Consider the following 23,505-nt stretch of genomic DNA (forward strand, 5'->3'; position numbering starts at 1 on the left):
CCTTTTATTTGTAAATAAAAGGATAAATATGTCGCAAAAAGCAGAGAAATTATGGGGTGGACGTTTTGATTTGCCTACAAATAAATTAGTTGAAGAATACACTGCTTCATTATTAGTTGAGCCAAGACTTGCTCCTTTTGATATACAAGGAAGTATAATCCATTGTACCATGCTTGCAAAACAAGGCATCATAAAAGAAGATGAAGCAAAAACTATCATCAAGGGTTTAGAACAAGTTAGAGAAGAAATTCAAAATGGAACTTTTGTTTTTGATATAGCTGATGAGGATATTCATATGGCTGTAGAAAAAAGAATGACACAAATTGTAGGCCCAGTAGGTGGAAAGCTTCATACTGCAAGAAGTAGAAATGACCAAACTACGCTTGATTCAAAAATGCATATGAGGGCAGTTATTAAAGAAATTTTAATTCAAATTATTGCTTTGCAAGAAGAGATTATAAATCAAGCTCAAAAAAATATCAAAGCTATTATGCCAGGTTATACACATTTACAAACGGGTCAGCCAGTACTTTTTTCACATTGGATTATGGCGTATTTTTGGATGTTAAGTAGAGATTATTCTCGTTTTGAGGATTTGTATAAAAGAATGGATGAGTGTCCTTTAGGAGCAGCTGCACTTGGTGGAACTACATTTAATATAGACAGACATTTTTGTGCTAAAGAATTAGGTTTTACAAAACCAACAGAAAACAGTATTGATAGTGTTAGCGATAGAGATCATATGGTTGAATTTACCTCTGTGGCTGCTATGTGTTTTATGCACCTTAGTCGTTTTTGCGAAGAGCTTATACTTTTTTCAAGTCAAGATTTTAAATTTGTAGAATTAAGCGATGATTTTTGTACCGGCTCAAGCATAATGCCTCAAAAGAAAAATCCTGATGTGGCTGAAAAAATGCGTGGTAAGACAGGTAGAATGTATGGTAATGTTATGGCAATGCTAACTATTATGAAAGGTATTCCACTAGCTTATAATACTGACATGAGTGAAGATAAGGCTCAAGTTTATGATTCTATGGATACTTTAATGGCAAGTTTGAAAATCATAACTCCTATGATAGAAAAAATGCAAGTAAATGCTAATAATACAAGAGCAGCTGCTGCAAAAGGCTTTTCAAATGCTACGGATATGGCTGATTATTTAGTAAGAAAAAATATACCATTTAGAGAAGCTCATAGCATAGTTGGTGGTGCTGTGAATTATTGTATTAAACATAACAAAATGCTTGAAGAACTTAGCATGGAGGAATTTCATCAGTTTAATGAAAATATCCAAGAAGATATTTATGAAGCAATTGCTTTAGAAACTTGTATAGATGCAAGAGTATCTTATGGTGGCACAGGAACTAAAGTGGTGCTAGAGCAAATTAAACATGCAAAAGAGCTTTTGGATCAATATAAGGCGCAAGATTAATGGATATTATTTTTTTATTAGAACTTTTTATTATTTTTTCTATGATAGCCATAGGTGGTAGATATGGCGGTATAGGACTTGGGGTTGCAGGCGGACTTGGTATGTGTGTTTTAGTTTTGGTTTTTGGTATGCAACCAGCTTCGCTTCCTGTGAGTGTTGTATTTATTATACTTGCTGTGATTACTTGTGTAAGTGTTTTGCAAAGTGCAGGCGGGCTTGATTTACTAGTAAAAATAGCAGAAAAAATTTTAAAGAAAAAACCTCAAGCTATTGTTTTTATGGGGCCTTTGATTAGCTCTACTTTTACTATTTTTTGTGGTACTACTTATGTAGCTTTTTCTATTTATCCAGTGATTGCAGAAGTGGCTGCTCAAGCTAAAATTCGACCTGAAAGAGCACTTTCTGTTTCAGTGATTGCAGCAGGTATTGGCGTGGTAGCTTCTCCTATGAGTGCAGCTACTGCTGCTATGGTAGCTGTTTTAGCCTTTAGTGGTACAACGATAGTGCAAATTCTAATGGTAAGTTTACCTGCTTTTTTTATAGGTGTATTTCTTGCTTGTTTGAGTGTTTTTAAAAGAGGAAAAGAGCTTGAGCAAGATGAGGAGTTTCAAAGAAGAGTAAAAGCAGGAGAATATCATTTTTTAAGTGAAGACTTGCAAAATAAAGATAGCGAGCATGATCCTATGGCTAAAAGGTCTTTATATATTTTTGCTTTGGGGATTTTAACTATTATTTTCTTTGGAACTTTTACGAATTTATTGCCTCATTATGAGCTTGCAAATGGTAAAATAGAAAGACTTTCTACCCCAAATTTAATCCAAATGATCATGCTTGCAACAGCTTGTTTGATTATGCTTTTTGCTAAAGTTCCTGCTAATAAACTTGGTGAAGCTTCTGTATTTAAATCAGGACTTATAGGAGTTGTAGGGGTTTTTGGTATAGCTTGGATGACAGGAACGTTTTTTGAGGCTTATAAGCCTTTATTTAGCGATTCTTTATCACATGTTGTAGAGGACTATCCGTATTTATTTGGGGTGGCTTTATTCGCCTTTTCTATGGTGATTTTTTCTCCTTCAGCAACGGTAGCTGCTTTAATGCCTTTGGGTGTGAGTTTGGGAATTCCTCCCCAAATTCTTATTGTACTTTATCCTTGTGTGAGTGGAGATTTTATAGTTCCAGGTGCTAATCAAATAGCATGCGTGGCTTTTGATAGAACGGGTACAACAAAAATAGGTAAATTTGTAATCAATCACTCTTACTTAAGACCGGGGTTTGTTTTGATTATTAGTGCGACTATTGCGGGTTATTTTATCTCTAAGCTTGTATTTTAGCTTAGAGATTGTTTTTAAGTTTTTGTAAATACCTATAGACGCTAGGTTCTGATATATTAAGCGACTTAGCAACTATAGGTATGCTTCCTTTGATGTTAAAAATTCCTTTTGAATGAAGCTTTTTAATAATCTCATCTTTTTGCTCAGTGCTTAAGCTATATCCTGAATTTAAATATTTCAAATCTATGTTTTCAGCTAAAATATCTTCTATAGAATGACTAAGTGTTTCTATATTACTCACATTATGTAAATTTACATTGTTTTGATTATGAATATCTAATAAATCACTAAAATCATTGATTTTTTCAAGTTCTATGATTTTACTAATAGCATTTCTAAGCTCTGTGGTATCGTGATTTATACATAAAATACCTACGATTTTATTTTGATTTTTAATGAAAAAAGTTGATCCAGTAACAATCTTAGACTTTCCAACCTTTGCTTTATAATCACATAAAAAGTCTTTATTTAAATATTCTTTTTCTTGTACAAGCTCACTTGCAAAAGAGGTTAGTGGAGAATTAATGGTTCTTCCACTAATGTGGTTATTTGCAATGGCTGCAATATAGGAACCCTCAGGTGCAATCACATGAAAAACGATTTCATATTGATCTCCAAGCACCTGTCCTAAAAACTGAGTGAGTTTGATAAATAATTCTTTTTGTTGTTCATCCATGATCTAGACCTTTTTGTTGTTTTTTGTTATTTTACAAAATATTTCATCAAAGTTGCCAATATTTATCATAATAAAAAAAATTATTACTATGATAAAAAAATATTGACAATTTATTATTATGATGATAATATTATATTATGATTTCATTTAAACACAAGGAGTATACATGGCAAATTATCCAAAGGCTATAGGACCATATTCAGCTTATAGAGAAGCTAATGGTTTGTTATTTATTTCAGGACAACTTCCTATTAATCCAGGAAGTGGAAATATAGAAAGTGAAGATGTAAAAGAACAAACAAGACAGTCATTGTTAAATATTAAGGCTATATTAGAAGAAAATAATCTTTATTTTAACAATGTGGTAAAAACTACTTGCTTTTTAGCAAATATTGATGATTTTGTGGCTTTCAATGAGGTTTATTCTGAATTTTTCGCAGCTCCATATCCTGCAAGAAGTGCTTTTGCGGTAAAAGATCTTCCTAAGGGTGCTAAAGTGGAGATAGAGGTTATTGCTCATAAAGGATAGAGCATGTTGGGTTTATTTTTTGCAGGATGTTCTGTATTTTTACTTGTTTTTATGCTCTATAAAAAAATCAACGCCCATATGGCGTTGCTTTTAAGTGGTTTATTCTTGCTATCTCTAGCAGGAATTTTTGGACTTTCTCCTATCATTGGTGAAAAGCAATCTTTGCATTTAGGTCTTTTTGATATTTTCCAAGTTGTTAATACAAATATGTCAAGCACTCTAGCAGGACTTGGACTTACTTTGATGTGTATAGCGGGATTTTCTGCTTATATGGATCATGTGGGCGCAAGTTATGCTTTATTTAAAGTGTTTGAAAGACCTTTAAAGGCAGTAAAATCACCTTATATTTTATTGCTAGTTTCATATTTTGTAATCCAGTTTTTAGTGCTTTTTATACCTTCACATGCAGGTTTGGCGCTTTTGCTTATGGTTACAATGTATCCTATTTTAGTGCGCTCAGGCGTTTCTAAGCTTTCTGCTCTTTCAATTATCGCTATTTGTCAATACATTGACCATGGTCCAGGTAGTGGTAATGTGATTTTGGCTGCAAAAACAGCTGAAATTGATCCTGCGGTATATTTTGTGCATTATCAGCTTCCTACAACTGTGCCTATTATCATAGCAGTAGGTATTGCGATTTATTTTTGCTCAAAATATTTTGATAAAAAAGAAAATTTTGTTTTTAATCGTGATGAGATAGAAAAAGAGTTGTCAGAAAATGATAGCAAAAAAGAAGAGGTGAAGAAACCACCTAGAATCTATGCGATTTTACCTATTATACCTTTAGTGTTAATTTTGGGTTTTAGTAGTGTTTTAGATAGCATTATGGTGTTAATGGGATTTACTACTATGGAAGAAGTTAAAGCCGCTTCATCTACTGCTATTAAAATGAATGTGCCAGTTGCAATGATGATTTCAACCTTTATTGCAATTATTTTTGAAATCATTCGTTATAGAAGTTTGATTGATACTTTAAATTCTATTATGGTATTTTTCAAAGGTATGGGGCATTTGTTTGTAATCACAGTTTCTTTGATCGTTTGTGGTCAAGTTTTTGCAAACGGACTTTTATCAGTTGGCTTTGTAGATACTTTAATAGGTTTTGCAAAAGATGCAGGTTTTGGAGTGCTTGCTATTATTATAGCAGTTTCTATTTTGCTTGCTGTATGTGCATTTTTAATGGGTTCAGGAAATGCAGCATTTTTCTCTTTTGCGCCACTTATCCCAAATATAGCAAAATCTTTTGGGGTTGAAACTATAGCTATGATAGCACCTATTCAAATCATGACAGGTTTTGGTAGATGTGTTTCACCTATTGCACCTGCTATTTTGGCAATTTCGGCTATAGCTAAGGTAAATCCATTACAAGTTGTAAAAAGAACAGCTATTCCTATGCTTGTAGCTGCTATTGTTAATGTGATTATGACTTATATTTATCTATAAAAAGGAGTACAAAATGAACAACAAAACTAAATTAATCCACCTAGGAAGAGGCGATCAAAATGCTGAAGTAAGATCAGTTAATCCAACCTTAATGCGTGCATCAACTATACTTTTTAAAGATCATGCAACTTGGCAAAAATACCGTGAGTTAAGAAAAACAGATCGTGTTTTAAGTTATGGTGCTAGAGGAACAGCAACTAATTTTGAACTTGAAAAACTAATTTGTGAGCTTGAGGGTGGCCATAGAGCGCAACTTTTCCCAACAGGACTTGCAGCACTAGCTATGGTACTTTTAAATTATGCTAGTAAAGATGCTCATTTTTTAATTACTGATGCTATTTATGGACCTGTTAGAACAATTTGTGATTTATTTTTAACTAAAATGGGAGTAGAAATTGACTTTTTAAAAGCTGATGCCTCTGATGTAGAAGAAAAGATCAAACCAAACACAAAATTAATTCTTTGTGAAAGCCCAGGTTCTATACTTTATGAAATCATAGATTTGCCAAAACTTTGCGAAATCGCGCACAAACACAACATACCAGTAGCGATTGATAATACTTATTCAAGTGGGTATTTTTTAAATCCGCTTGAGCTTGGAGTGGATATTTCAGTAATTGCCGCAACTAAGTACTTAAGTGGGCATTCAGATGTAACCATGGGTATAGTAGTGATTAATGAAAAAGAATGGAAGAATTTTGACAAATTACCAGAAGCTTTAGGATTTACTACAAGTCCTGATGATGCTTATTTAGTGCTTCGTGGTATGAGAACTTTAGATGTAAGAATGAAAGCACATGAAAAAAGTGCAGATGAGGTAGTAGAGTTTTTACAAAGTAGAAAAGAAGTTAAAACAATCTTTTATCCAAAATTAAAAACTCATCCAAACCATGAAGTTTTTATGCGCGATCATAAAGGTGCTAATGGTATGGTAACGATTGAATTTGCAGATGGTATTTCTAAAGAACAAGCTATTGAGTTTGTAGATAATTTAGAGTATTTTTCAATCGGTGCAAGCTGGGGTGGATATGAGAGTTTAGCTACTGTTACTACTCCGCCAAGAACTGCAACAGATTGGAGTGCTAGAGGACCTTTTGTGAGATTTCATATAGGTCTTGAAGATAGTAAGGATTTGATTGCTGATTTAAAACAAGCATTTGAAAAAATAAATTTTAAAGGATAAAACATGGGTGTGAGTGTATTTGATATGAGGTTGCTTCAAGATTCTTGGAGCACCCCTGCAATGAGAGCTATTTTTAGTGAAGAAAATAGAATTCAAAAATGGCTTGATGTAGAAGCTGCTTTGGCAAAAGCCCAAGCAAAACTTGGCATTATCCCTAATGAAGCAGCTATAGAAATAGCTAAAAAAGCGCATTATAAATTTATGGATATGGATTTTATTTTTGCTGAGTTTAAAAAGACCAAACACCCTTTAGTGCCTACTGTGCGTGGTTTAGAAAAAGCTTGTGAAAATGGTCTTGGTGAATATGTACATTTTGGTGTAACAACGCAAGATATCATTGATACAGGCTTAGTTTTACAATTTAAAGAGGCTATGGCTTTAATCAAGCAAGATTTAAAAGATATAGCTAAAAATTTAGCAAAAATTGCAAAAGAGCATAAAAATACTGCAATGATGGGAAGAACCTTAGCTTTACAAGCTTTACCTATAACTTTTGGACACAAAGTTGCAATTTGGCTAAGTGAGCTTAATCGCCATTATGAAAGAATTATCGAACTTGAAAAAAGATTATATGTAGGTTTAATTGTAGGTGCAGTGGGAACTAAAGCAAGTTTAAGTGACAAGGCTAATGAAGTAGAAAAACTTACTTTAGAAAGCTTAGGTTTAGAAGTTCCTGATATCTCATGGCAACCAGCAAGAGATCGTTTTATCGAGCTTGGTTATGTTTTAGGCAATATCAATGCAACCTTTAACAAAATCGCACATCAACTTTTAATCTTAGCCCATAATGAAATCGATGAAATTGCTGAGCCTTTTGGAAAAGGTCAAGTAGGAAGTTCTACTATGCCTCATAAAAGAAATCCTGCAGTAAGTGAAAATGCAGTGACTGTAAGTAATGCTCTAAGAGCTAATATTGCAATTTTAAGTGATATAGAAAGACATGAGCATGAAAGAGATGGTCAAGTATGGAAAATGGAATGGAAGCTTTTGCCAGAAGCGTTTTTGATGCTTTCAGTGGTATTAGCAAATATGAAATTTGTCTTTGATGATTTAGAAGTTAAAAAAGACAAAATGTTAAAAAATCTTGATACGCTTAATGGTTTTGTATTAGCAGAACGCGTGATGTTTGCTTTGAGTGATCATTATGGTAAGCAACATGCACATGAAATTGTTTATGAAAATGCTATGAGAGGCATAGAAAATCATAAAACTTTCAAAGAAGTTTTACTTGAAGATGAGCGTGTGAGTAAGGTTTTAAGTGAAAAAGATATTGATGTTTTAATGGATGCTACAACTTATGTAGGTTATGCACCAAAATTAGTTGATGAGTTCTTAGAAAAAATCGCTAATGCACCAATTCTAAAGTAGGAAAAAATGTATTTAAGTGAAAAACTAGCCGAATTTATCGTAAATTTAGACTATGAAGCTATTCCTAGCGAAGTAAAGCAAAGAGCAAAAGAGCTTATGCTTGATGCACTAGGAACAGCCCTAGCTGCTAAAAATGAAGCTTGTGTTTTAAATGCAACTAAGGCTTTTGAAGCTTTAAGCATAAATCCTAGTGAAAAAATTTGGAGTGGGGATAAAAAGCTTGATGTAATTTATGCTGCGATGGTAAATGCCATTGCAGCGCATGCCCTTGATTTTGATGATACTCATACTGAAGCTATTTTGCACGCTAGTGCTATTTTAACTCCGCTTTGTTTAACTTATGGATTTAGCGTAAGTAAAGATGGAAAAAAAGTTTTAAAAGCTTTTATAGTTGGTTGGGAAATTGCTGCTAGAGTGGGTATAGCAAGCAAAGGAAATTTCCATAAACGCGGCTTTCATACTACAGCTATAGCAGGAATTTTTGGTAGTGTGGCTGCAAGCTGTGTTTTGCTTGATTTAAACAAAGAACAAATCATCAATGCTCTAGGTTTAGCAGGAAGTTTTGCAAGTGGGGTGAATGAGTTTTTATCTAATGGGTCTAATTCTAAAGTTTTGCACATAGCTAATGCTTTGAAAAATGGAATTTTAGTAGCAAATTGCGCAAAAGCTAATATGAGTGGTCCTTTGAGTATATTTGAAGGAAGGGATAATATCTTTAGAACTTTTGGCTTAGAAGATGAGTGTGATAAAAATGAACTTTGTAAGGGTTTGAATGAAATTTGGCAAGTAATGCAAGTTTCACTAAAACCTTATCCAAGTTGTCATTTTGCACATGGGCTTATTGATTGTGCTATGAGTTTAAGAAATGATGGTTTAAATGCACAAGATATCAAAAGTTTACATTGTTTTGTAGATGAGGTGCCAATTTCATTTATCTGTGATCCAATAGAAGCAAAATATACTCCACAAAGTGCTTATGCTGCTAAATTTTCCATGCCTTTTTTAATGGCTTTGGCATTTTTTGATGGCAAGATCACTTTAAAATCTTATGAAAATTTAAATAGAGCCGAACTAATAGAATTTGCTAAAAAAATTAGCTATGAAAAGAAAAAATCTAGCGGTTTCCCTAAATACTTTCCAGGACATTTAGAAGCTGTTTTAAATGATGGAAAGGTAATTAAAAAAGATGTACTGATTAACAAAGGAAATTTTGATAATCCTTTAAGTTTTGATGAATTAAAAGATAAATTTCTTTCTAATGCTAGTATAGCACTTTCTTTAGAAAAGGCTGAGGAATTAGTCAAAAAGCTTCAAAATTTAGAAAATCTAAATGATTTTGATTTCTAGCAATCTCATTTTTTGAGATTGCTTATTATTTTAAAAAAGAAATAATTTAATTTTTTATATAATGTTTTATCTTAGTTTTTGTAAGGAAAAACATGACTTTAGATACATTAAAAGATAATGAAGAAGCTCTTATAGTAGGCTTTGAAGCAGATAAACAACTCCAAGCAAGACTTTTTAGTTTTGGTTTTGCAAAAAACAAAAAAGTTAAAAAAATTCGCTCTTCTATTGCAAATTCTACTATTATGGTAGAACTTGATACAACTTGTGTGATTTTACGCTCAAGTGAAGCAAAAATAATACAAATTTCAAAAGAGTTTTAATGAAAGAAATCATCGTTGCTTTAGTAGGTCAGCCAAATGTTGGTAAAAGTTTATTAATTAACGCACTTTGTAAAGCTAATATGAAAGTTGGTAATTTTAGCGGTGTTACGGTTGAAAAGGCTGAGGCTAGATTAGTTTATAAAAATTATGAGTTTAAATTTATAGATTTACCAGGAACTTATGCATTAGATGGTTATAGCGAAGAAGAAAAAATTACAAAAGATTTTTTAAAAAAGGGTAAATTTGATCTTGTAGTAAATGTGCTTGATTCTACAAATTTGGAGCGTAATTTGATTTTGAGTGCATCTTTAATAGAAGCTAAAATTAAAATGATTATGGCTTTAAATATGCAAGATGAAGCTAAAAATGAAGGTTTTAGTATAGATTTTAAAATTTTATCCCAACTTCTAAATACACCTTGTCTTGGTGTGTGTGCTAAAACTAAAGAAAATCTAAATGCACTTTTGGATTTAATCATTTCAACCCATGAAGCTAAATTTGAAGCCAAAGAGCGTGTTTATAGTGATATCATAGAAGAAGAACTTACAAAAATAAGTGAATTTTTAAATCAAAATGAAATTACTTATTTAGATTTTTCTACAAAAGATTTAGCACTTGCTTTACTTAAAAATGAAGCTAATATAGTCATTTCACACGCTTTGAGAAAAATACTTGATGAAGCTTTGGAAAAAATCTATATGGCATATCATAGCAAAGATATAGAAAGTATTTTTAAAGAAGAGCTAATTGCTTTTGCAAATGGTATATGTGCTAAGGTTTTAAGTAAGGGTGTTAAGTATAAAAATCATACCAAAGAAATAGATTCTATTTTAATCAATAAATTTTTAGGAATTCCTATATTTTTGTTTTTTATGTGGGCTTTATTTCAACTAACCTTTACTTTAGGTCAAATCCCTATGGATTATATAGAAATGTTTTTTGCTAATTTAGGTGATATGGTAAAAAATAATATTAGCAATGAATTCATCGCATCAGCCTTAGCTGATGGTGTTTTAGGTGGAGTTGGTGCGGTTATAACTTTTTTACCAAATATTATGATTTTATTTTTTGGTATAGCTTTGCTTGAAACAACTGGATATATGGCTAGGGTTGCATTTTTATTAGATGGAATTTTATACAAATTTGGCTTACATGGTAAAAGTTTCATCCCTTTAATCACGGGTTTTGGTTGCTCAGTACCTGCATTTATGGCTACAAGAACTTTAAAAAATAAAAAAGATAGGTTATTAACTCTTTTTATTATTAATTTTATGAGTTGTGGTGCAAGGCTTCCTGTATATGTGCTTTTTGTTGGAGTGTTTTTTCCTGCTGATGTGGCAGGAAATTATCTTTTTGGGATTTATCTTTTGGGTGCGTTTTTGGGTTTGATTGCAGCTAAGATTTTAAGAATGAGTGCTTTTAGAGGACAAGATGAGCCCTTTGTAATGGAAATGCCAAAATATAGAATGCCAAATTGGAATTTGGTATGGTTTATGGTGTTTAATAAAGCCAAAATGTATTTAAAAAAAGCAGGAACATTTATTTTGATAGCTTCTTTGTTTATTTGGTTTGCGAGTAATTTTCCTGCACAAGAAAATAATACTCAAAATGCTTTAACTCAAGAGCTTCAGATAGAAAATAGTTATCTTGGACAATTTGGCAAAACAATAGAGCCTATTTTTGCACCACTTGGTTTTGATTGGAAACTTAGTGTATCTTTGGTAAGTGGTTTAGCTGCTAAAGAAGTGATGATTTCTACTATGGGTGTGCTTTATTCTTTAGGTGATGAAGTTGATGAGACAAGTTTAAATTTACAAGAAGCTATAAAAGAAAACATCCCTTTTAACACAGCAGTTGCTTTTATACTTTTTGTTATGATTTATAATCCTTGCTTTGCAGCAACTATAGTTTTTGCTAAAGAAGCAGGAAATAAAAAATATGCATGGTATCTTTTTATATTTACATCTTTATGTGCGTATTTGATCGCTTTTTTGGGGATTAATATTGCTAAATTGATAATTTAATCATCTTTATGATGATTAAATTTCCATTTTTTGCTCTAAAGAATGTTGCCAAAAGGCTGTTTCAAGTCTTACAGTAGTATAAAAAATTTCGTTTAATTTTTTAAATTTTTCTTCACTAATGCTATTTGCATAAGAATTAAAAAAATCTTTAAATTCTTTAATTTCATCTTGAAATTCTTTTCCCGCATAGGTTAAAATCCACTCTTTGTAAGGATGATTTTCTAAGTTTTTTTCATTAAGTCCTTTATAAATTTCTTCTCCTATGTATGCATAGCCTATAGCACAAGCACTCAAAGCACATAGCATATCTAAATAATCTCCATTTTGTCCCACACTTAGTAAGTATCTTGTATAAGCAATATTAGTTAAACTTTCATCCTTATAGTCTAGTTTTTCTACATCAATGCCTAGTTTTAAAATACTTCTATGAAGCTCTAATTCTCCTTCTAAAGTGTAGTTTTGATTTTTAATAGCAAATTGAATTTCTTTAGCATTGTTCGTATTTAAAGCAAGCAGGGCATAGCATTTTGCATAATTATTTAAAAAGATATAATCTTGTTTAAGATAAAATAAAAATACATCTTTTTCTAAAGTGCCATTTTGAAGTTTTTTTACAAATTCATGATGGATGTATTGTTCCCAAGTTTTTTTATTTTCTTTTATAAGTCTATCCAAAAGCATCAATTTCCTTTGCTAAAATTTAAGCTTTTATTTAAACACAGATAATTAAATTTTTCGTAATAATCTTTAATTTTTAACTTTTTAAACAAGAAATTTATTTTTTTATTGTAAAATGTGGTTTAATTTTTTAAACTAGGAGATAAAAATGGCAATTTTTGATGATGTAAAAAAAGTAGTTGTTGAGCAACTTAGTGTTGATGAAGATGCAGTTAAAATGGAATCTAAAATCATTGAAGATTTAGGTGCAGATTCTTTAGATGTTGTTGAATTAGTTATGGCTTTAGAAGAAAAATTTGATGTAGAAATTCCAGACAGCGATGCTGAAAAACTAGTAAAAATCGAAGATGTTGTTAATTATATAGAAAATCTTCAAAAATAATTTTAATTTTTAATAAGGAGTGCGGTTTGAAACGCGTTGTAGTAACAGGTATAGGAATGATCAATGCCCTTGGCTTAGACAAAGATAGCTCATTTAAAGCAATTTGTGATGGCAAAAGTGGTGTTGATAAAATCACTCTTTTTGATACCACTGATTTTCCAGTGCAAATTGCTGCTGAAGTAAAAAATTTTGATCCTTTGAGTGTTTGTGATGCTAAAGAGGTTAAAAAAATAGATCGTTTTATACAACTTGGCATTAAAGCAGCAAGAGAAGCTATGGAAGATGCTAAATTTGATGAAACTTTAAACAAAGAAGAATTTGGTGTAGTTTCAGCAGCTGGTATAGGTGGTTTACCAAATATAGAAAAAAATTCTGTTACTTGCGCACAGCGTGGACCACGTAAAATTACTCCTTTTTTCATACCATCAGCTTTAGTTAATATGCTTGGTGGGATTATTTCAATCGAGCATGGATTACAAGGACCAAATATCTCATGCGTGACTGCTTGTGCAGCGGGAACTCATGCTATAGGCGAAGCTTATAAAAGCATAGCTTTAGGCAATGCAGATAAAATGCTTGTAGTAGGCGCTGAAGCAGCTATTTGTGCTGTGGGCATAGGTGGCTTTGCTGCTATGAAAGCTCTTTCTACTAGAAATGATGATCCAGCTAAGGCTTCAAGACCATTTGACAAAGAAAGAGATGGTTTTGTGATGGGTGAGGGTGCTGGTGCTTTAGTGTTTGAAGAGTATGAGGCTGCTAAAAAGCGTGGAGCTAAAATTTATGCTGAGTTAGTAGGTTTTGGCGAAAGTGCGGACGCACATCATATCACTTCGCCTACTTTAGAAGGGCCATTGCGTGCTATGAAAAAAGCTTTAAAAATGGCAGGAAATCCAAAAGTAGATTATATTAATGCGCACGGAACTTCTACTCCGGTAAATGATAAAAATGAAACAGCAGCTATTAAAGAACTTTTCAAAGATCAAATTCCTTTAGTTAGTTCTACAAAAGGTCAAACAGGCCATTGCTTAGGTGCTGCTGGTGCTATTGAAGCTGTTATTTCTTTAATGGCGCTTGATCAAGGTATATTACCGCCAACTATCAATCAAATCGTAGCAGATGAAAACTGTGATCTTGACTATATACCAAATACTGCAAGAAAAAGCGAAGTTAATGTTGTAATGAGCAATTCTTTTGGTTTTGGTGGAACAAATGGTTGTGTGATTTTCAAAAAAGTAGATTAATATGGCTTCTTATTTAGATTTTGAAAAAAATATTCAGCAAATTGATGAGGATTTAGCAAATGCTAAAATCAAAGGCGATGATGAAGCAGTAAAAATTTTAGAAAAAAATCTTGAAAAAGAAACCCAAAAAGTTTATAAAAATTTAAGCGATTATCAACGCTTACAGCTTGCAAGACATCCTGATCGTCCTTATGCGCTTGATTATATTCAAGCTATATTAAGTGATGCTTATGAAATTCACGGCGATCGTGCTTTTAGAGATGATCCTGCTATTGTGTGTTATGCAGGCTATATAGGTGGGAAAAAAGTTATTGTTATAGGTGAGCAAAAAGGTAGAGGTACTAAAGATAAACTTCATAGAAATTTTGGTATGCCTCATCCTGAAGGTTATAGAAAAGCTCTAAGAGTAGCAAAAATGGCTGAAAAATTCGACATACCGGTGTTGTTTTTAGTAGATACTCCAGGTGCTTACCCAGGAGTGGGTGCTGAAGAGCGTGGTCAAAGTGAGGCTATAGCTAGAAATTTATATGAATTAAGCGCTCTTAAAACAATCACTATAGCAGTAGTTATAGGCGAAGGTGGAAGTGGTGGTGCTTTAGCCATAGGAGTAGCTGATAAACTTGCTATGATGAAAAATTCAGTTTTTTCTGTGATTTCACCTGAGGGTTGTGCTGCTATTTTATGGAATGATCCATCAAAAAGTGAAGCTGCTACTAAAGCCATGAAAGTAACTGCTGATGATTTAAAAACTCAAGGTTTGATTGATGATGTTATCGAAGAGCCAATGAGTGGAGCTCATAGAGATAAAGAAAATGCGATTAAAAATTTAAGTGATTATGTCTTAAAAGCTATAGAAGAATTAGAGCAATACGATAAACGTGAATTAGCTGCATTAAGAATGCAAAAAATCTTTAAATTTGGAGCTTTTTCTGAATAATTTGCATTTTTATGCAAATTTCAACTTTTTTTAAAAAAACTATTGTATAATTACAACTTCAATTCAGTGGTTGGATAGCTCAGTCGGTAGAGCAGCAGACTGAAAATCTGCGTGTCGGCAGTTCGATTCTGCCTCTAACCACCATTTCCTTTTTTATTATAAAAATCATCTAATTCTTGAAGTTCATTTTCGTTAAATCCTGCTTGTATTCTAGCTGTTTTGTTATATACTTTTCCTAAAAGATTAAATTCTTTATATTTGGCACAAAGATCAAGATAACTATCATTTTCGTTTTTTGTATAATTCCACCAAAAATCCCCTTTATTTACATGTTTAATCTCATCATTTAGTATAATGGTAAAAATTTCACTAAATAAACTTTTTATAGGATGATTGGTGGTGTTTAATTTTTCTAAGACAAAAGGATTAGCATCAAGTCCTTTTGCTTCAAGTCCTCTATGAACTATGCCCATTCTGTGAGCAAGATTATCTTTGGTTAAAAACAAGGCTTTTTCAAGATTATCATGTGCATGGAAATCTCCATATTTAAAACCAAGTTCATTTAAAGTTTTTTCTAAAAGTAAAAAATGCTTAATTTCTTCATCAGCTACTTCAAGCCAATCTTGATAAAATTTCAATGGCAAGTTTTTAAACCTATAACTAGCATCTAAGGCCAAATTTATAGCACTATATTCTATATGTGCAACTGAATGTAATATTTTAGCTAAAGATAAAGTGCTATTTGCCTCTTTTGGACGCCTTATTTTCATAGGATGAAGGATTTTAACTTGTGAGTTTTCACAAATGATCGCTTCATGCGAATGATTAAAATCATATAAATTAGATTTAAAATTTTCATAAAACTCATTAAATAATTCAATCTTTTTAAAAATATCTTTGTGATATAAAATTTTTTCTAATTCTTCAAAGAAATTTCTTTTCATTTTTAAACCTTGTTAAATATTATATAAGATAAAAAAGTATAATATAAAAATTTTGAAAATTTAAAAAGGTTTGCTAAAAATATGTTTAATGTCATACATGCTCTTTTTTTTAGAGAGTTAAAGACAAGATTTGGTATTAATAAATATCTGGGCTATTTCTGGGTGATTGGAGAGCCTATGATGGTGGTTTTGGTAATCACTTCCATTATAGCAGCTATTAGAGAATTTCATCATCAAATCATGCCTGAGGGTGTTTCTATCTTTTTATTTTTAGCAGTAGGGATTATACCTTTTTTTATGTTTAGAAGTATTATTACTCAGCTTTTAAATGGCATAGGTGCAAATCTAGCTCTTTTTGCATATAAACCTATTCGCCCTATACATGTTTTTATTGCAAGAGCATTGCTTGAATTTTGTATTTATTTTACTATTTTTATTTGTGTAATGTTTTTAGCTGGATGGTTTTTGCATATGCAAGTTATACCTAAGCATTTTTTAGAAGTGATGTTTTCGTTTTTTTTGCTTGTGGTGTTTGGCTTTGCTATGGGAATGTGTTTTGCTATAGCAGGACATTTTGCAGAGCCTTTAAAAATGGCATTAAATTATTTAAATATAGTTTTATACTGGACAGCTTTGGTGGTATTTCCTATATGGATAGTTCCAAAACCTATTTTAGACATTTTATATTATAATCCACTTTTGCATATTATGGAACTTTTAAAATATAATTTTTTTCAAAATTATCCATTGCTTGATGATTATAATTACTATTACCCTATTGCATGTTTAAGTGTGATTTTGTTTTTGGGTTTGTTTTTTTATTATTTTACTAGAGAAAAGTTGATAGCGGTACGATGATAAAATTAGTTAATTTAACCAAATCTTTTCCTTTGCGCAATGGTGGAAGGCATTATGTTTTTAAAAACTTAAGTTTTGAATTTCCTGAAAATTGTAGTATAGGTTTAATGGGACGCAATGGTGCTGGAAAATCAACCTTAATGAAACTTTTAAGTGGTTCCTTGCTTCCTGATAGAGGTAAGATTATAACCAATAAAAAACTCTCTTGGCCTTTGGGTTTAGCAGGTGCATTTCAACATAGACTTTCAGCAAGGGACAATGCACGCTTTGTAGCTAGAGTGTATGGTTATAAAGGAAAGGATTTAGAAGAAAAGATTAAATTTGTGGAAGATTTTGCTGAGCTTGGTAAATTTTTTGATGAGCCTATGAATACTTACTCAGCTGGTATGAGTGCTAGGATATCTTTTGGTTTAAGTATGGCTTTTGATTTTGATTATTATTTGATTGATGAAGCAGGTGCTGTGGGAGATCCTAAATTTAGAGAAAAAAGCTCTAAAATTTATAAAGAAAAATTAAGTCAGTCAAAAGTTATCATGGTTTCACATAATGTAGCTGAAATTAAACAATGGTGTGATAAAATTATATTCATGCAAGATGGACAAGCTACTATATATAATGATGTAGATGAGGGTATAGCGGTGTATCAAGGAAAAATAAATGCAAAATGATTTATTAAAAAAGTTTAAAAATTTAAAGATACTTAATTCTTTTAAAATAGTATTGATTTTGACAGCATTTGTTGTGTTTTATTATATTTTTATAGCAGCAAATCGCTATGTGAGTGAAAGTGTTTTAAGTGTGAAATCAACTACAGGAGATAGCGGAGCTATCACAGGCATTGCTGCACTTTTAACTAATAATTCTTTTTCAAGCGAGGATATAACTTTCTTAAAATCTTACATCCATTCTTTAGATATGTTAAATATTTTAGAAGAAAAAATTCAAATTCGTGAGTTATATCAAAAACAAAAACTTGATTTTTTTTATAGCATTTCTTCATCGGCTGACCAAGAGGATTTTTTAAAGTATTATCAAAATCGTGTTAAGATTATTCAAGAAAACTCAGCCAATGGGCTTTTGCGTGTAGAAGTAGAAGGTTTTGATCCACAAAGTGCACATTTGATAGCTTCAACTATAGTTAAAGAAAGCGAAAAATTTATCAATGAAATTTCACACAAAGCCGCAAGAGATCAAATGCAATTTGCTGAAGAAGAACTTTTACAATTTAAAAAAAGATATCAAAAGGCTAAAGATGAGCTTTTGGCTTTTCAAAACAAATACGGAGTATTTGATCCACTCAAACAAGCAGAAGGTACGCTAAAACTCATAGCCGAACTTGAATCAAAGATAGCAGCCAAAGAAGCTGAGCTTTTAATGATGCAAAGCTATATAAATGATAATGCACCACAGATTGTTACTATAAAAAGTGAAATCACAGCTTTAAAAAAACAACTTCAAAAGGAAAAATCCAAAGTTTCATCCCCAAAATCTTCTCAAAAGCTTAATGATCTTGCAGCTAAATTTCAAGATCTAACCATAGAAGCAGGTTTTGCAGAAAGTGCTTACACAGCTGCATTAAAAGCTTATGAAAGTGCTAGGATAGAGGCTTTAAGAAAGATAAAACAAGTGGTTATAGTGCAAAGTCCAAGTTTACCTCAAAGTGCTAAATACCCAGAAGCTTTGTATAATATACTCACGGCTTTTATGATTTTATCTTTGATTTATGGAATTGTTAAATTTATTAAAATGATTATAGAGGAGCATAGATACTAATGAAAAAGATATTTTTATTTTTACTTTTACCTTTGTTTTTATTTTCGGCGGTAGATGTTTCTCAAATCGCAAAAATTCAAAATCAACCATTAACTCCATCTTTAGAGCCACAAATTATAAATTATGATAACAACCAAAGTGATTTTAATCAAACTCAAGTTCCGATAACTAAAGTTTTTGGTGCGCATTTATTTAATGGTAATTTTACTAAATTTACCCAACATGTTTACAATCCTGATTATAAATTAGCAGTAGGCGATAGGATTAATGTAAAAATTTGGGGTGCGGTAGAGTTTATACAAACTTTAACAGTAGATTCTCAAGGAAATATTTTTATACCAAAAGTAGGTGCGATTAATCTTTTGGGTGTGAAAAATAGTGCTTTGGTTCAAGTCATTACAAAAGCTATTAATAAAATCTATAAAAGCAATGTCTATGTATATGCAGATATGGATATTTATCAAAATGTATCGGTATTTGTTACAGGAAATGTAAATCAACCAGGCCTTTATCAAGGACTAAGTTCAGATTCTATTATACAGTATTTAGATAAAGCTAATGGTATTAATCTAGAATATGGTAGTTTTAGAGATATTCAAATTTTAAGAGATAATAAAGTCATTAAAAAGGTAGATTTGTATGATTTTTTACTTAAAGGCCAGCTTGATCTTTTTCCTTTTAGAATGGGTGATGTGATCTTAGTAGGTAGTGTACAAAAGTATGTTTTTGTAGAAGGAGATGTGCAAAAACCTTTTAGATTTGAGCTCAGTAATGATATTTTAAATTTAGAAGATATAGCCAAAGTTGCAGGAGCTAAACCTATAGTTACTAATGCTGTGGTAAAAAGCTATAGAGATGATCATAAATTACATGTAGATGCGTATAGCAAAAAGCAGTTTTTAGGTGTGAAATTATATAATGGTGATGAGATAGAGTTTAGACCTGATTATACTGCGCAAAATATTAGCATTAGTATAGAAGGTGAGCATAGTGGTCTGCACTCGGTGGTGATAAAAAAAGGCACAACTTTAGCTGAACTTGCTAAAATGATTACAGTTAATGATCAATCAAACATCAATGCCTTGCAAGTTTTTAGAAAAAGCGTAGCAGCTACTCAAAAACAGCTTATTGAAGCCCAGCTTAAAGAGCTTGAGACGCTAGCTCTAACAAGCTCTTCAGTTAATGCTGAACAAGCTAGTATTAGAGCTACTCAAGCTAAGACCATTTTAGAATTTATTGCGCGTGCAAAGCAAGCTCAGCCAAAAGGACAAATCGTTATAGACAATGTTAAGGCGTATAATTCTATAGTATTAGAAGAAGGTGATGTAGTAAATGTACCTAGTAAAAATAATCTTGTTTTAGTTCAAGGTGAAGTTTCTATACCAGGTGCATTTGTGTATATGGATAAAGAAAAATTAAAGTATTATATTAACCTAGCGGGTGGTTTTAGTGATAGAGCAGACATATCAAGAGTTTTGGTAATCAATGCCAATGGCAAAGCAACTAAATACAGCGGTAGAAGTTCAGCAGATATCAAAGCGGGAGATTCTATTTTAGTTTTACCAAAAGTAGATAGCCAAAATCTCCAAATTTTTAGCATGCTAACACAAATTTTATACCAAATAGCTATTGCAACTAATGTAGTGTTAAATATATAGGAATTTAGATGAGCCAAATAGATGCGATTAAAATAGCCAAAGAAGTTTTTGAGATAGAGTCAAAAACGATTTTAGATTTATGTGATAATTTAAATGAAGGTTTTAATAAAGCTATTGAGTTGATTTTATCTATCAAAGGTAGATGTGTAGTAAGTGGTATGGGTAAATCAGGTCATATAGGGGCTAAGATAGCTGCGACCTTAGCTAGCACAGGCACACCGAGCTTTTTTATGCATCCAGGTGAGGCATTACATGGAGATCTTGGTATGCTTACAAGCGAGGATGTGCTTTTGGCTATTTCAAATTCAGGAGAAACTGAAGAGGTTTTAAAACTCATACCAGTGATTAAAAAAAGAAAAATTCCTTTAATTGTCATGGCGGGAAATCAAAACTCTACCCTAGCTAAACAAGCTGATATTTTTATAAACATAGCAGTAAAAAAAGAAGCTTGTCCGCTTCAGCTTGCTCCAACTTCATCTACAACGGCTACTTTAGCGATGGGTGATGCTATAGCAGTAGCTTTGATGAGGGCAAGGAATTTTAGACCTGATGATTTTGCTTTATTTCATCCAGGAGGAAGCTTGGGTAGAAAGCTTTTAACTAGAGTAGGCGATTTGATGGTGTCAAATAATCTACCTATAGTAAGCCCTGAAAGTGAATTTAATGAGCTAGTTGATGTGATGACTAGTGGCAAGTTAGGACTTTGCATAGTACTTGAAAATGAGAAGCTAGTAGGAATCATCACAGATGGGGATTTAAGAAGGGCTTTAAGAGCAAATGATAAGCCAAGATTTGATTTTAAAGCTAAAGAAATCATGAGTGAGAGTCCAAAAACCATAGAAGTAAGTGCTATGGCAAGTGAAGCAGAAGAACTTATGTTAAAACATAAAATCAAAGAAATAGTTGTCACTCAAGATGAAAAAATAGCGGGCATTATACAGCTTTACGCGATAGGAAATATGTGAAACTTTCTATTATTATTCCTTTTGGTTTAAGTAAAGAAAGAATTTATATAAAAGATCGTGTTAGTCAAAAAGCATGCGAATTTAAAAGTGATGATAGAGTTGAATATATTTTTGTTGAAGGATATTCTTCTTTAGAAAATGATTTAAAGCATATTATCAAAGAAAATGGACATATTTATCTTAAAGATGAAAGTCAAAAGGAATTTTTCTCGCAAGGAAAATGCCGTAATCTCGGTGCATCTTTTGCAAATTCAGATGTAGTGATGTTTTTAGATGTGGATTGTTATTTTTCTACAAGAACTCTTGAGTTAATTTTACAGCTTATAGATATAAAAAATATCTCACAAAATATTAATGAGTTTTTAGTACTTCCTGCTGTTTATTTTAGTAAAGAAGGGAGTGAGTTTATTTACACACAAGAAAAAGATTTATGGGATGGTTTGATTAAAAACGATTTAATCAGTGGAAAAAGAGAGTGGATTAAATTTTATTCTTTAGTTTCAAGTAGTGTAGTTTTAAACAAGTATAAATTTTTAAGTCTTGGCGGATATAGTGAGGCTTTTGTAGGGCATAGTTATGAGGATTTTGATTTTTTAGCAAGACTTATTTATAGCGCGGTAGAATTTCAAAAAATTCCAAAAACATTGCCTTATGATGAGGCAAATTGGGAGTTGAGTTCATTTAAAGGTTTTAGGGTTTGGTTTTCTTTGCTAGGTGAAGAAATGAGTTTTCATGGAATTTATATGTATCATTTTTATCATGAAGAACCAAATCAAAACGATTATATGAGTAATCGTAGAAAAAATCATAAACTTTTTTATAAAAACCTATCTAATATAAAAAGCTATCATTTAAAGTCTTTGCTTGATAAAGATGTTACAGAATATGGTAGATTTAATTTCACAAAAAAATACATTCCTTTGAAATCTTTAGTTTATACTAGATATTTATATGAAATCAAGCATTTTAATATTTTGAATATTTTTAATTTTTTATTGATAAAAATATCTCACACTAAAGTTTATAGATTATTGAAAAAGAAGTTAAATGCAAACTAAAACCATCGGTGTAGTAATCCCCATATACAATGTAGAAAAATATCTAAAAGAATGTTTAGATAGTGTAATCAATCAAACTTATACTAATTTAGAAATCATACTAGTAAATGATGGTAGTACAGATGAAAACTCACTCAATATTGCAAAAGAATACACTCTAAAAGATAAAAGAATAACTCTTTTTGATAAAAAAAATGGTGGTTTAAGCTCTGCTAGAAATGTAGGTATAGAATATTTTAGTGGAGAATATAAACTCAAAAATAAAACTCAAACTATAAAAGAAAATTCTTTAATAGAGTTTAATATAGAAGGTAATAATCCTTATGAAATATATACTGTATATAAAAGCTATAAAGCTTTTAATAATGAACAAGATTTAACTAACTTTACTTATCCTAGTATAGATTATATTATCTTTTTAGATTCTGATGATTATTGGGAATTAAACTGCATAGAAGAATGTGTACCTAGAATGGATGGGGTGGATGTGTTGTGGTTTGATTTTAAATTTTTATACGAGACTAAAAAAAGAGACAGTAAAAGCCAGATGTTTTATTTTGGATACAATGATGAAAAAATTATTACACCAAGAGAATGGTTGAAAAGAGCTAAGGAAAAAAAACTTTTTTATTTTTGGTTTGCTTGGCAAGGTATGATTAATTTTAATTATCTTAAAAAAATAAAATTAAAATTTATTGATGGAATTTTTGCGGAAGATTGTCATTTTGGAGTGATATTGTTTGCTTTATGTGAAAATATTTACATCCTTCCAAGACGATTTTATATATATCGCATAAGAGAGTCAAGTTTAATGAATTATTCTAAGAAAAAATATAATATACATCCTGGTTCTTATTTAAAACAAATTGATGTTTTTCAAAATGCAAGTATAACAAGAAATTACCATGAAGCGGCAAGCTGGGCACAAATAGCATTAAAATTTATAAAATTTATTAATTCAAATCATTATTTTGGTGAGGATATAAAAACACATTTTTTACCAGTGGTTTGCAATAAAGCTTTAACTTTGCAAATATTTAATAAAGATCCTTTATTTTATAAAAAGAATATCAAAATACTTAAGCAGTATATTCAAAATCAACCTTTAGGTGCAGTTGAAAGAGTGAAAGATTATTTTGTTTATAAAATATTCAAGCAAATATCTAAAAATAATGGGATAAAAAAAATTTTATTGCCATTTAAGATAACTTATTTGTGTTTTGATTTTTATAAAAACAGGAAAAAATATAAAACAGATGTTAAAAAAGATTTATCAAATAAAAAATTACCATTAGAGTATTACAAAGATTATCAAAAAGCAATTAAAATAAAAAACAAACTAGAACAGATTTGGTAAT

Annotated in this window: 21 protein-coding genes, 1 tRNA gene and 1 pseudogene; 20 read left to right on the forward strand and 3 right to left on the reverse strand. The window is 31.2% G+C overall.

Features of this window, described 5'->3' with window-relative positions:
• Positions 1-28: 28 nt before the first annotated feature.
• Together argH and CD56_RS01390 are read left to right on the forward strand one after the other, a co-directional pair.
• Positions 29-1,432 (forward strand): argininosuccinate lyase, encoded by a 1,404-nt coding sequence (gene argH, locus CD56_RS01385; RefSeq protein WP_047207973.1) that lies wholly within the window; start codon positions 29-31, stop codon positions 1,430-1,432.
• Positions 1,432-2,763: an anaerobic C4-dicarboxylate transporter family protein gene (locus CD56_RS01390; protein ID WP_047207974.1), complete on the forward strand. Its 1,332-nt coding sequence runs from the start codon at positions 1,432-1,434 to the stop codon at positions 2,761-2,763. Before argH ends, CD56_RS01390 begins: the two co-directional genes overlap by 1 nt.
• Before the next feature lies 1 nt (position 2,764).
• Here CD56_RS01390 and CD56_RS01395 read toward each other — a convergent pair whose 3' ends face one another.
• Positions 2,765-3,439 carry a YheO-like PAS sensor domain-containing protein gene (locus CD56_RS01395; protein WP_039617503.1) on the reverse strand — a complete coding sequence of 225 codons (675 nt, stop codon included), beginning with the start codon at positions 3,437-3,439 and terminating at the stop codon, positions 2,765-2,767.
• Positions 3,440-3,605: 166 nt separating this feature from the next.
• On the opposite strand from CD56_RS01395, the gene CD56_RS01400 reads away from it, so the two are divergent.
• The 7 genes from CD56_RS01400 (at position 3,606) to feoB (ending at position 11,653) form a co-directional block, all read left to right on the forward strand.
• Positions 3,606-3,968, forward strand: a complete 363-nt coding sequence (locus CD56_RS01400; protein ID WP_047207975.1) for a Rid family detoxifying hydrolase — start codon at positions 3,606-3,608, stop codon at positions 3,966-3,968.
• 3 nt (positions 3,969-3,971) lie between these two features.
• Positions 3,972-5,411: a C4-dicarboxylate transporter DcuC gene (gene dcuC, locus CD56_RS01405; RefSeq protein WP_047207976.1), complete on the forward strand. Its 1,440-nt coding sequence runs from the start codon at positions 3,972-3,974 to the stop codon at positions 5,409-5,411.
• 13 nt (positions 5,412-5,424) lie between these two features.
• The gene (metC, locus tag CD56_RS01410; RefSeq protein WP_039617507.1) at positions 5,425-6,594 is read left to right on the forward strand and encodes a cystathionine beta-lyase; all 1,170 of its coding nucleotides are present in this window, start codon (positions 5,425-5,427) and stop codon (positions 6,592-6,594) included.
• Positions 6,595-6,597: 3 nt separating this feature from the next.
• Positions 6,598-7,962 (forward strand): adenylosuccinate lyase, encoded by a 1,365-nt coding sequence (gene purB, locus CD56_RS01415; protein WP_047207977.1) that lies wholly within the window; start codon positions 6,598-6,600, stop codon positions 7,960-7,962.
• Between the two features lie 6 nt (positions 7,963-7,968).
• Entirely contained in the window at positions 7,969-9,309 is a 1,341-nt protein-coding gene (locus CD56_RS01420; protein ID WP_047207978.1) for an MmgE/PrpD family protein, read from the forward strand.
• 92 nt (positions 9,310-9,401) lie between these two features.
• Complete coding sequence (locus CD56_RS01425) at positions 9,402-9,629, forward strand: FeoA family protein (protein ID WP_039617512.1); 228 nt, start codon at positions 9,402-9,404, stop codon at positions 9,627-9,629.
• Positions 9,629-11,653, forward strand: a complete 2,025-nt coding sequence (gene feoB / locus CD56_RS01430; protein ID WP_047207979.1) for a ferrous iron transport protein B — start codon at positions 9,629-9,631, stop codon at positions 11,651-11,653. The genes CD56_RS01425 and feoB overlap by 1 nt, the downstream gene beginning before the upstream one ends.
• A gap of 15 nt (positions 11,654-11,668) precedes the next feature.
• Here feoB and tenA read toward each other — a convergent pair whose 3' ends face one another.
• Positions 11,669-12,334: a thiaminase II gene (tenA, locus tag CD56_RS01435; RefSeq protein WP_047207980.1), complete on the reverse strand. Its 666-nt coding sequence runs from the start codon at positions 12,332-12,334 to the stop codon at positions 11,669-11,671.
• A gap of 145 nt (positions 12,335-12,479) precedes the next feature.
• Between tenA and acpP the strand changes: the two genes are divergently transcribed.
• From acpP to CD56_RS01455, 4 genes are all read left to right on the forward strand, one after another.
• Positions 12,480-12,713 carry an acyl carrier protein gene (acpP, locus tag CD56_RS01440; RefSeq protein WP_039617517.1) on the forward strand — a complete coding sequence of 78 codons (234 nt, stop codon included), beginning with the start codon at positions 12,480-12,482 and terminating at the stop codon, positions 12,711-12,713.
• A 26-nt stretch (positions 12,714-12,739) separates the two neighbouring features.
• On the forward strand, positions 12,740-13,954 hold the full coding sequence (locus CD56_RS01445) for a beta-ketoacyl-ACP synthase II (protein WP_039627924.1): 1,215 nt from the start codon (positions 12,740-12,742) through the stop codon (positions 13,952-13,954).
• A gap of 1 nt (position 13,955) precedes the next feature.
• On the forward strand, positions 13,956-14,891 hold the full coding sequence (locus CD56_RS01450; RefSeq protein WP_039617520.1) for an acetyl-CoA carboxylase carboxyltransferase subunit alpha: 936 nt from the start codon (positions 13,956-13,958) through the stop codon (positions 14,889-14,891).
• Between the two features lie 68 nt (positions 14,892-14,959).
• Positions 14,960-15,035: transfer RNA gene (locus tag CD56_RS01455), tRNA-Phe, on the forward strand.
• Here the strand turns inward: CD56_RS01455 and CD56_RS01460 are convergent.
• The gene (locus CD56_RS01460) at positions 15,026-15,835 is read right to left on the reverse strand and encodes a ferritin-like domain-containing protein (protein ID WP_047208748.1); all 810 of its coding nucleotides are present in this window, start codon (positions 15,833-15,835) and stop codon (positions 15,026-15,028) included. The two genes, CD56_RS01455 and CD56_RS01460, sit on opposite strands and share 10 nt — an antisense overlap.
• Before the next feature lie 81 nt (positions 15,836-15,916).
• On the opposite strand from CD56_RS01460, the gene kpsM reads away from it, so the two are divergent.
• The 7 genes and pseudogenes from kpsM (at position 15,917) to CD56_RS01495 (ending at position 23,504) form a co-directional block, all read left to right on the forward strand.
• Positions 15,917-16,693, forward strand: a complete 777-nt coding sequence (gene kpsM / locus CD56_RS01465; protein WP_047207981.1) for a capsule polysaccharide transporter KpsM — start codon at positions 15,917-15,919, stop codon at positions 16,691-16,693.
• The gene (locus CD56_RS01470; protein ID WP_047207982.1) at positions 16,690-17,361 is read left to right on the forward strand and encodes an ABC transporter ATP-binding protein; all 672 of its coding nucleotides are present in this window, start codon (positions 16,690-16,692) and stop codon (positions 17,359-17,361) included. The genes kpsM and CD56_RS01470 overlap by 4 nt, the downstream gene beginning before the upstream one ends.
• The gene (locus CD56_RS01475) at positions 17,351-18,466 is read left to right on the forward strand and encodes a capsule biosynthesis protein (RefSeq protein WP_047207983.1); all 1,116 of its coding nucleotides are present in this window, start codon (positions 17,351-17,353) and stop codon (positions 18,464-18,466) included. The genes CD56_RS01470 and CD56_RS01475 overlap by 11 nt, the downstream gene beginning before the upstream one ends.
• Positions 18,466-20,124 (forward strand): polysaccharide biosynthesis/export family protein, encoded by a 1,659-nt coding sequence (locus tag CD56_RS01480; RefSeq protein ID WP_047207984.1) that lies wholly within the window; start codon positions 18,466-18,468, stop codon positions 20,122-20,124. The genes CD56_RS01475 and CD56_RS01480 overlap by 1 nt, the downstream gene beginning before the upstream one ends.
• A gap of 8 nt (positions 20,125-20,132) precedes the next feature.
• A complete protein-coding gene (locus CD56_RS01485) occupies positions 20,133-21,089 on the forward strand; it encodes a KpsF/GutQ family sugar-phosphate isomerase (RefSeq protein ID WP_047207985.1) in 957 nt (318 codons plus the stop codon).
• Positions 21,086-21,952: pseudogene (locus CD56_RS01490) on the forward strand (glycosyltransferase); the annotation flags it as partial. The gene CD56_RS01485 and the pseudogene CD56_RS01490, both read left to right, overlap by 4 nt.
• 184 nt (positions 21,953-22,136) lie before the next feature.
• Positions 22,137-23,504 carry a glycosyltransferase family 2 protein gene (locus CD56_RS01495; RefSeq protein WP_047207986.1) on the forward strand — a complete coding sequence of 456 codons (1,368 nt, stop codon included), beginning with the start codon at positions 22,137-22,139 and terminating at the stop codon, positions 23,502-23,504.
• The last annotated feature ends 1 nt before the right edge of the window (position 23,505 follow it).

This window comes from Campylobacter lari (genome assembly GCF_001017575.1).
Lineage (GTDB): Bacteria > Campylobacterota > Campylobacteria > Campylobacterales > Campylobacteraceae > Campylobacter_D > Campylobacter_D lari_C.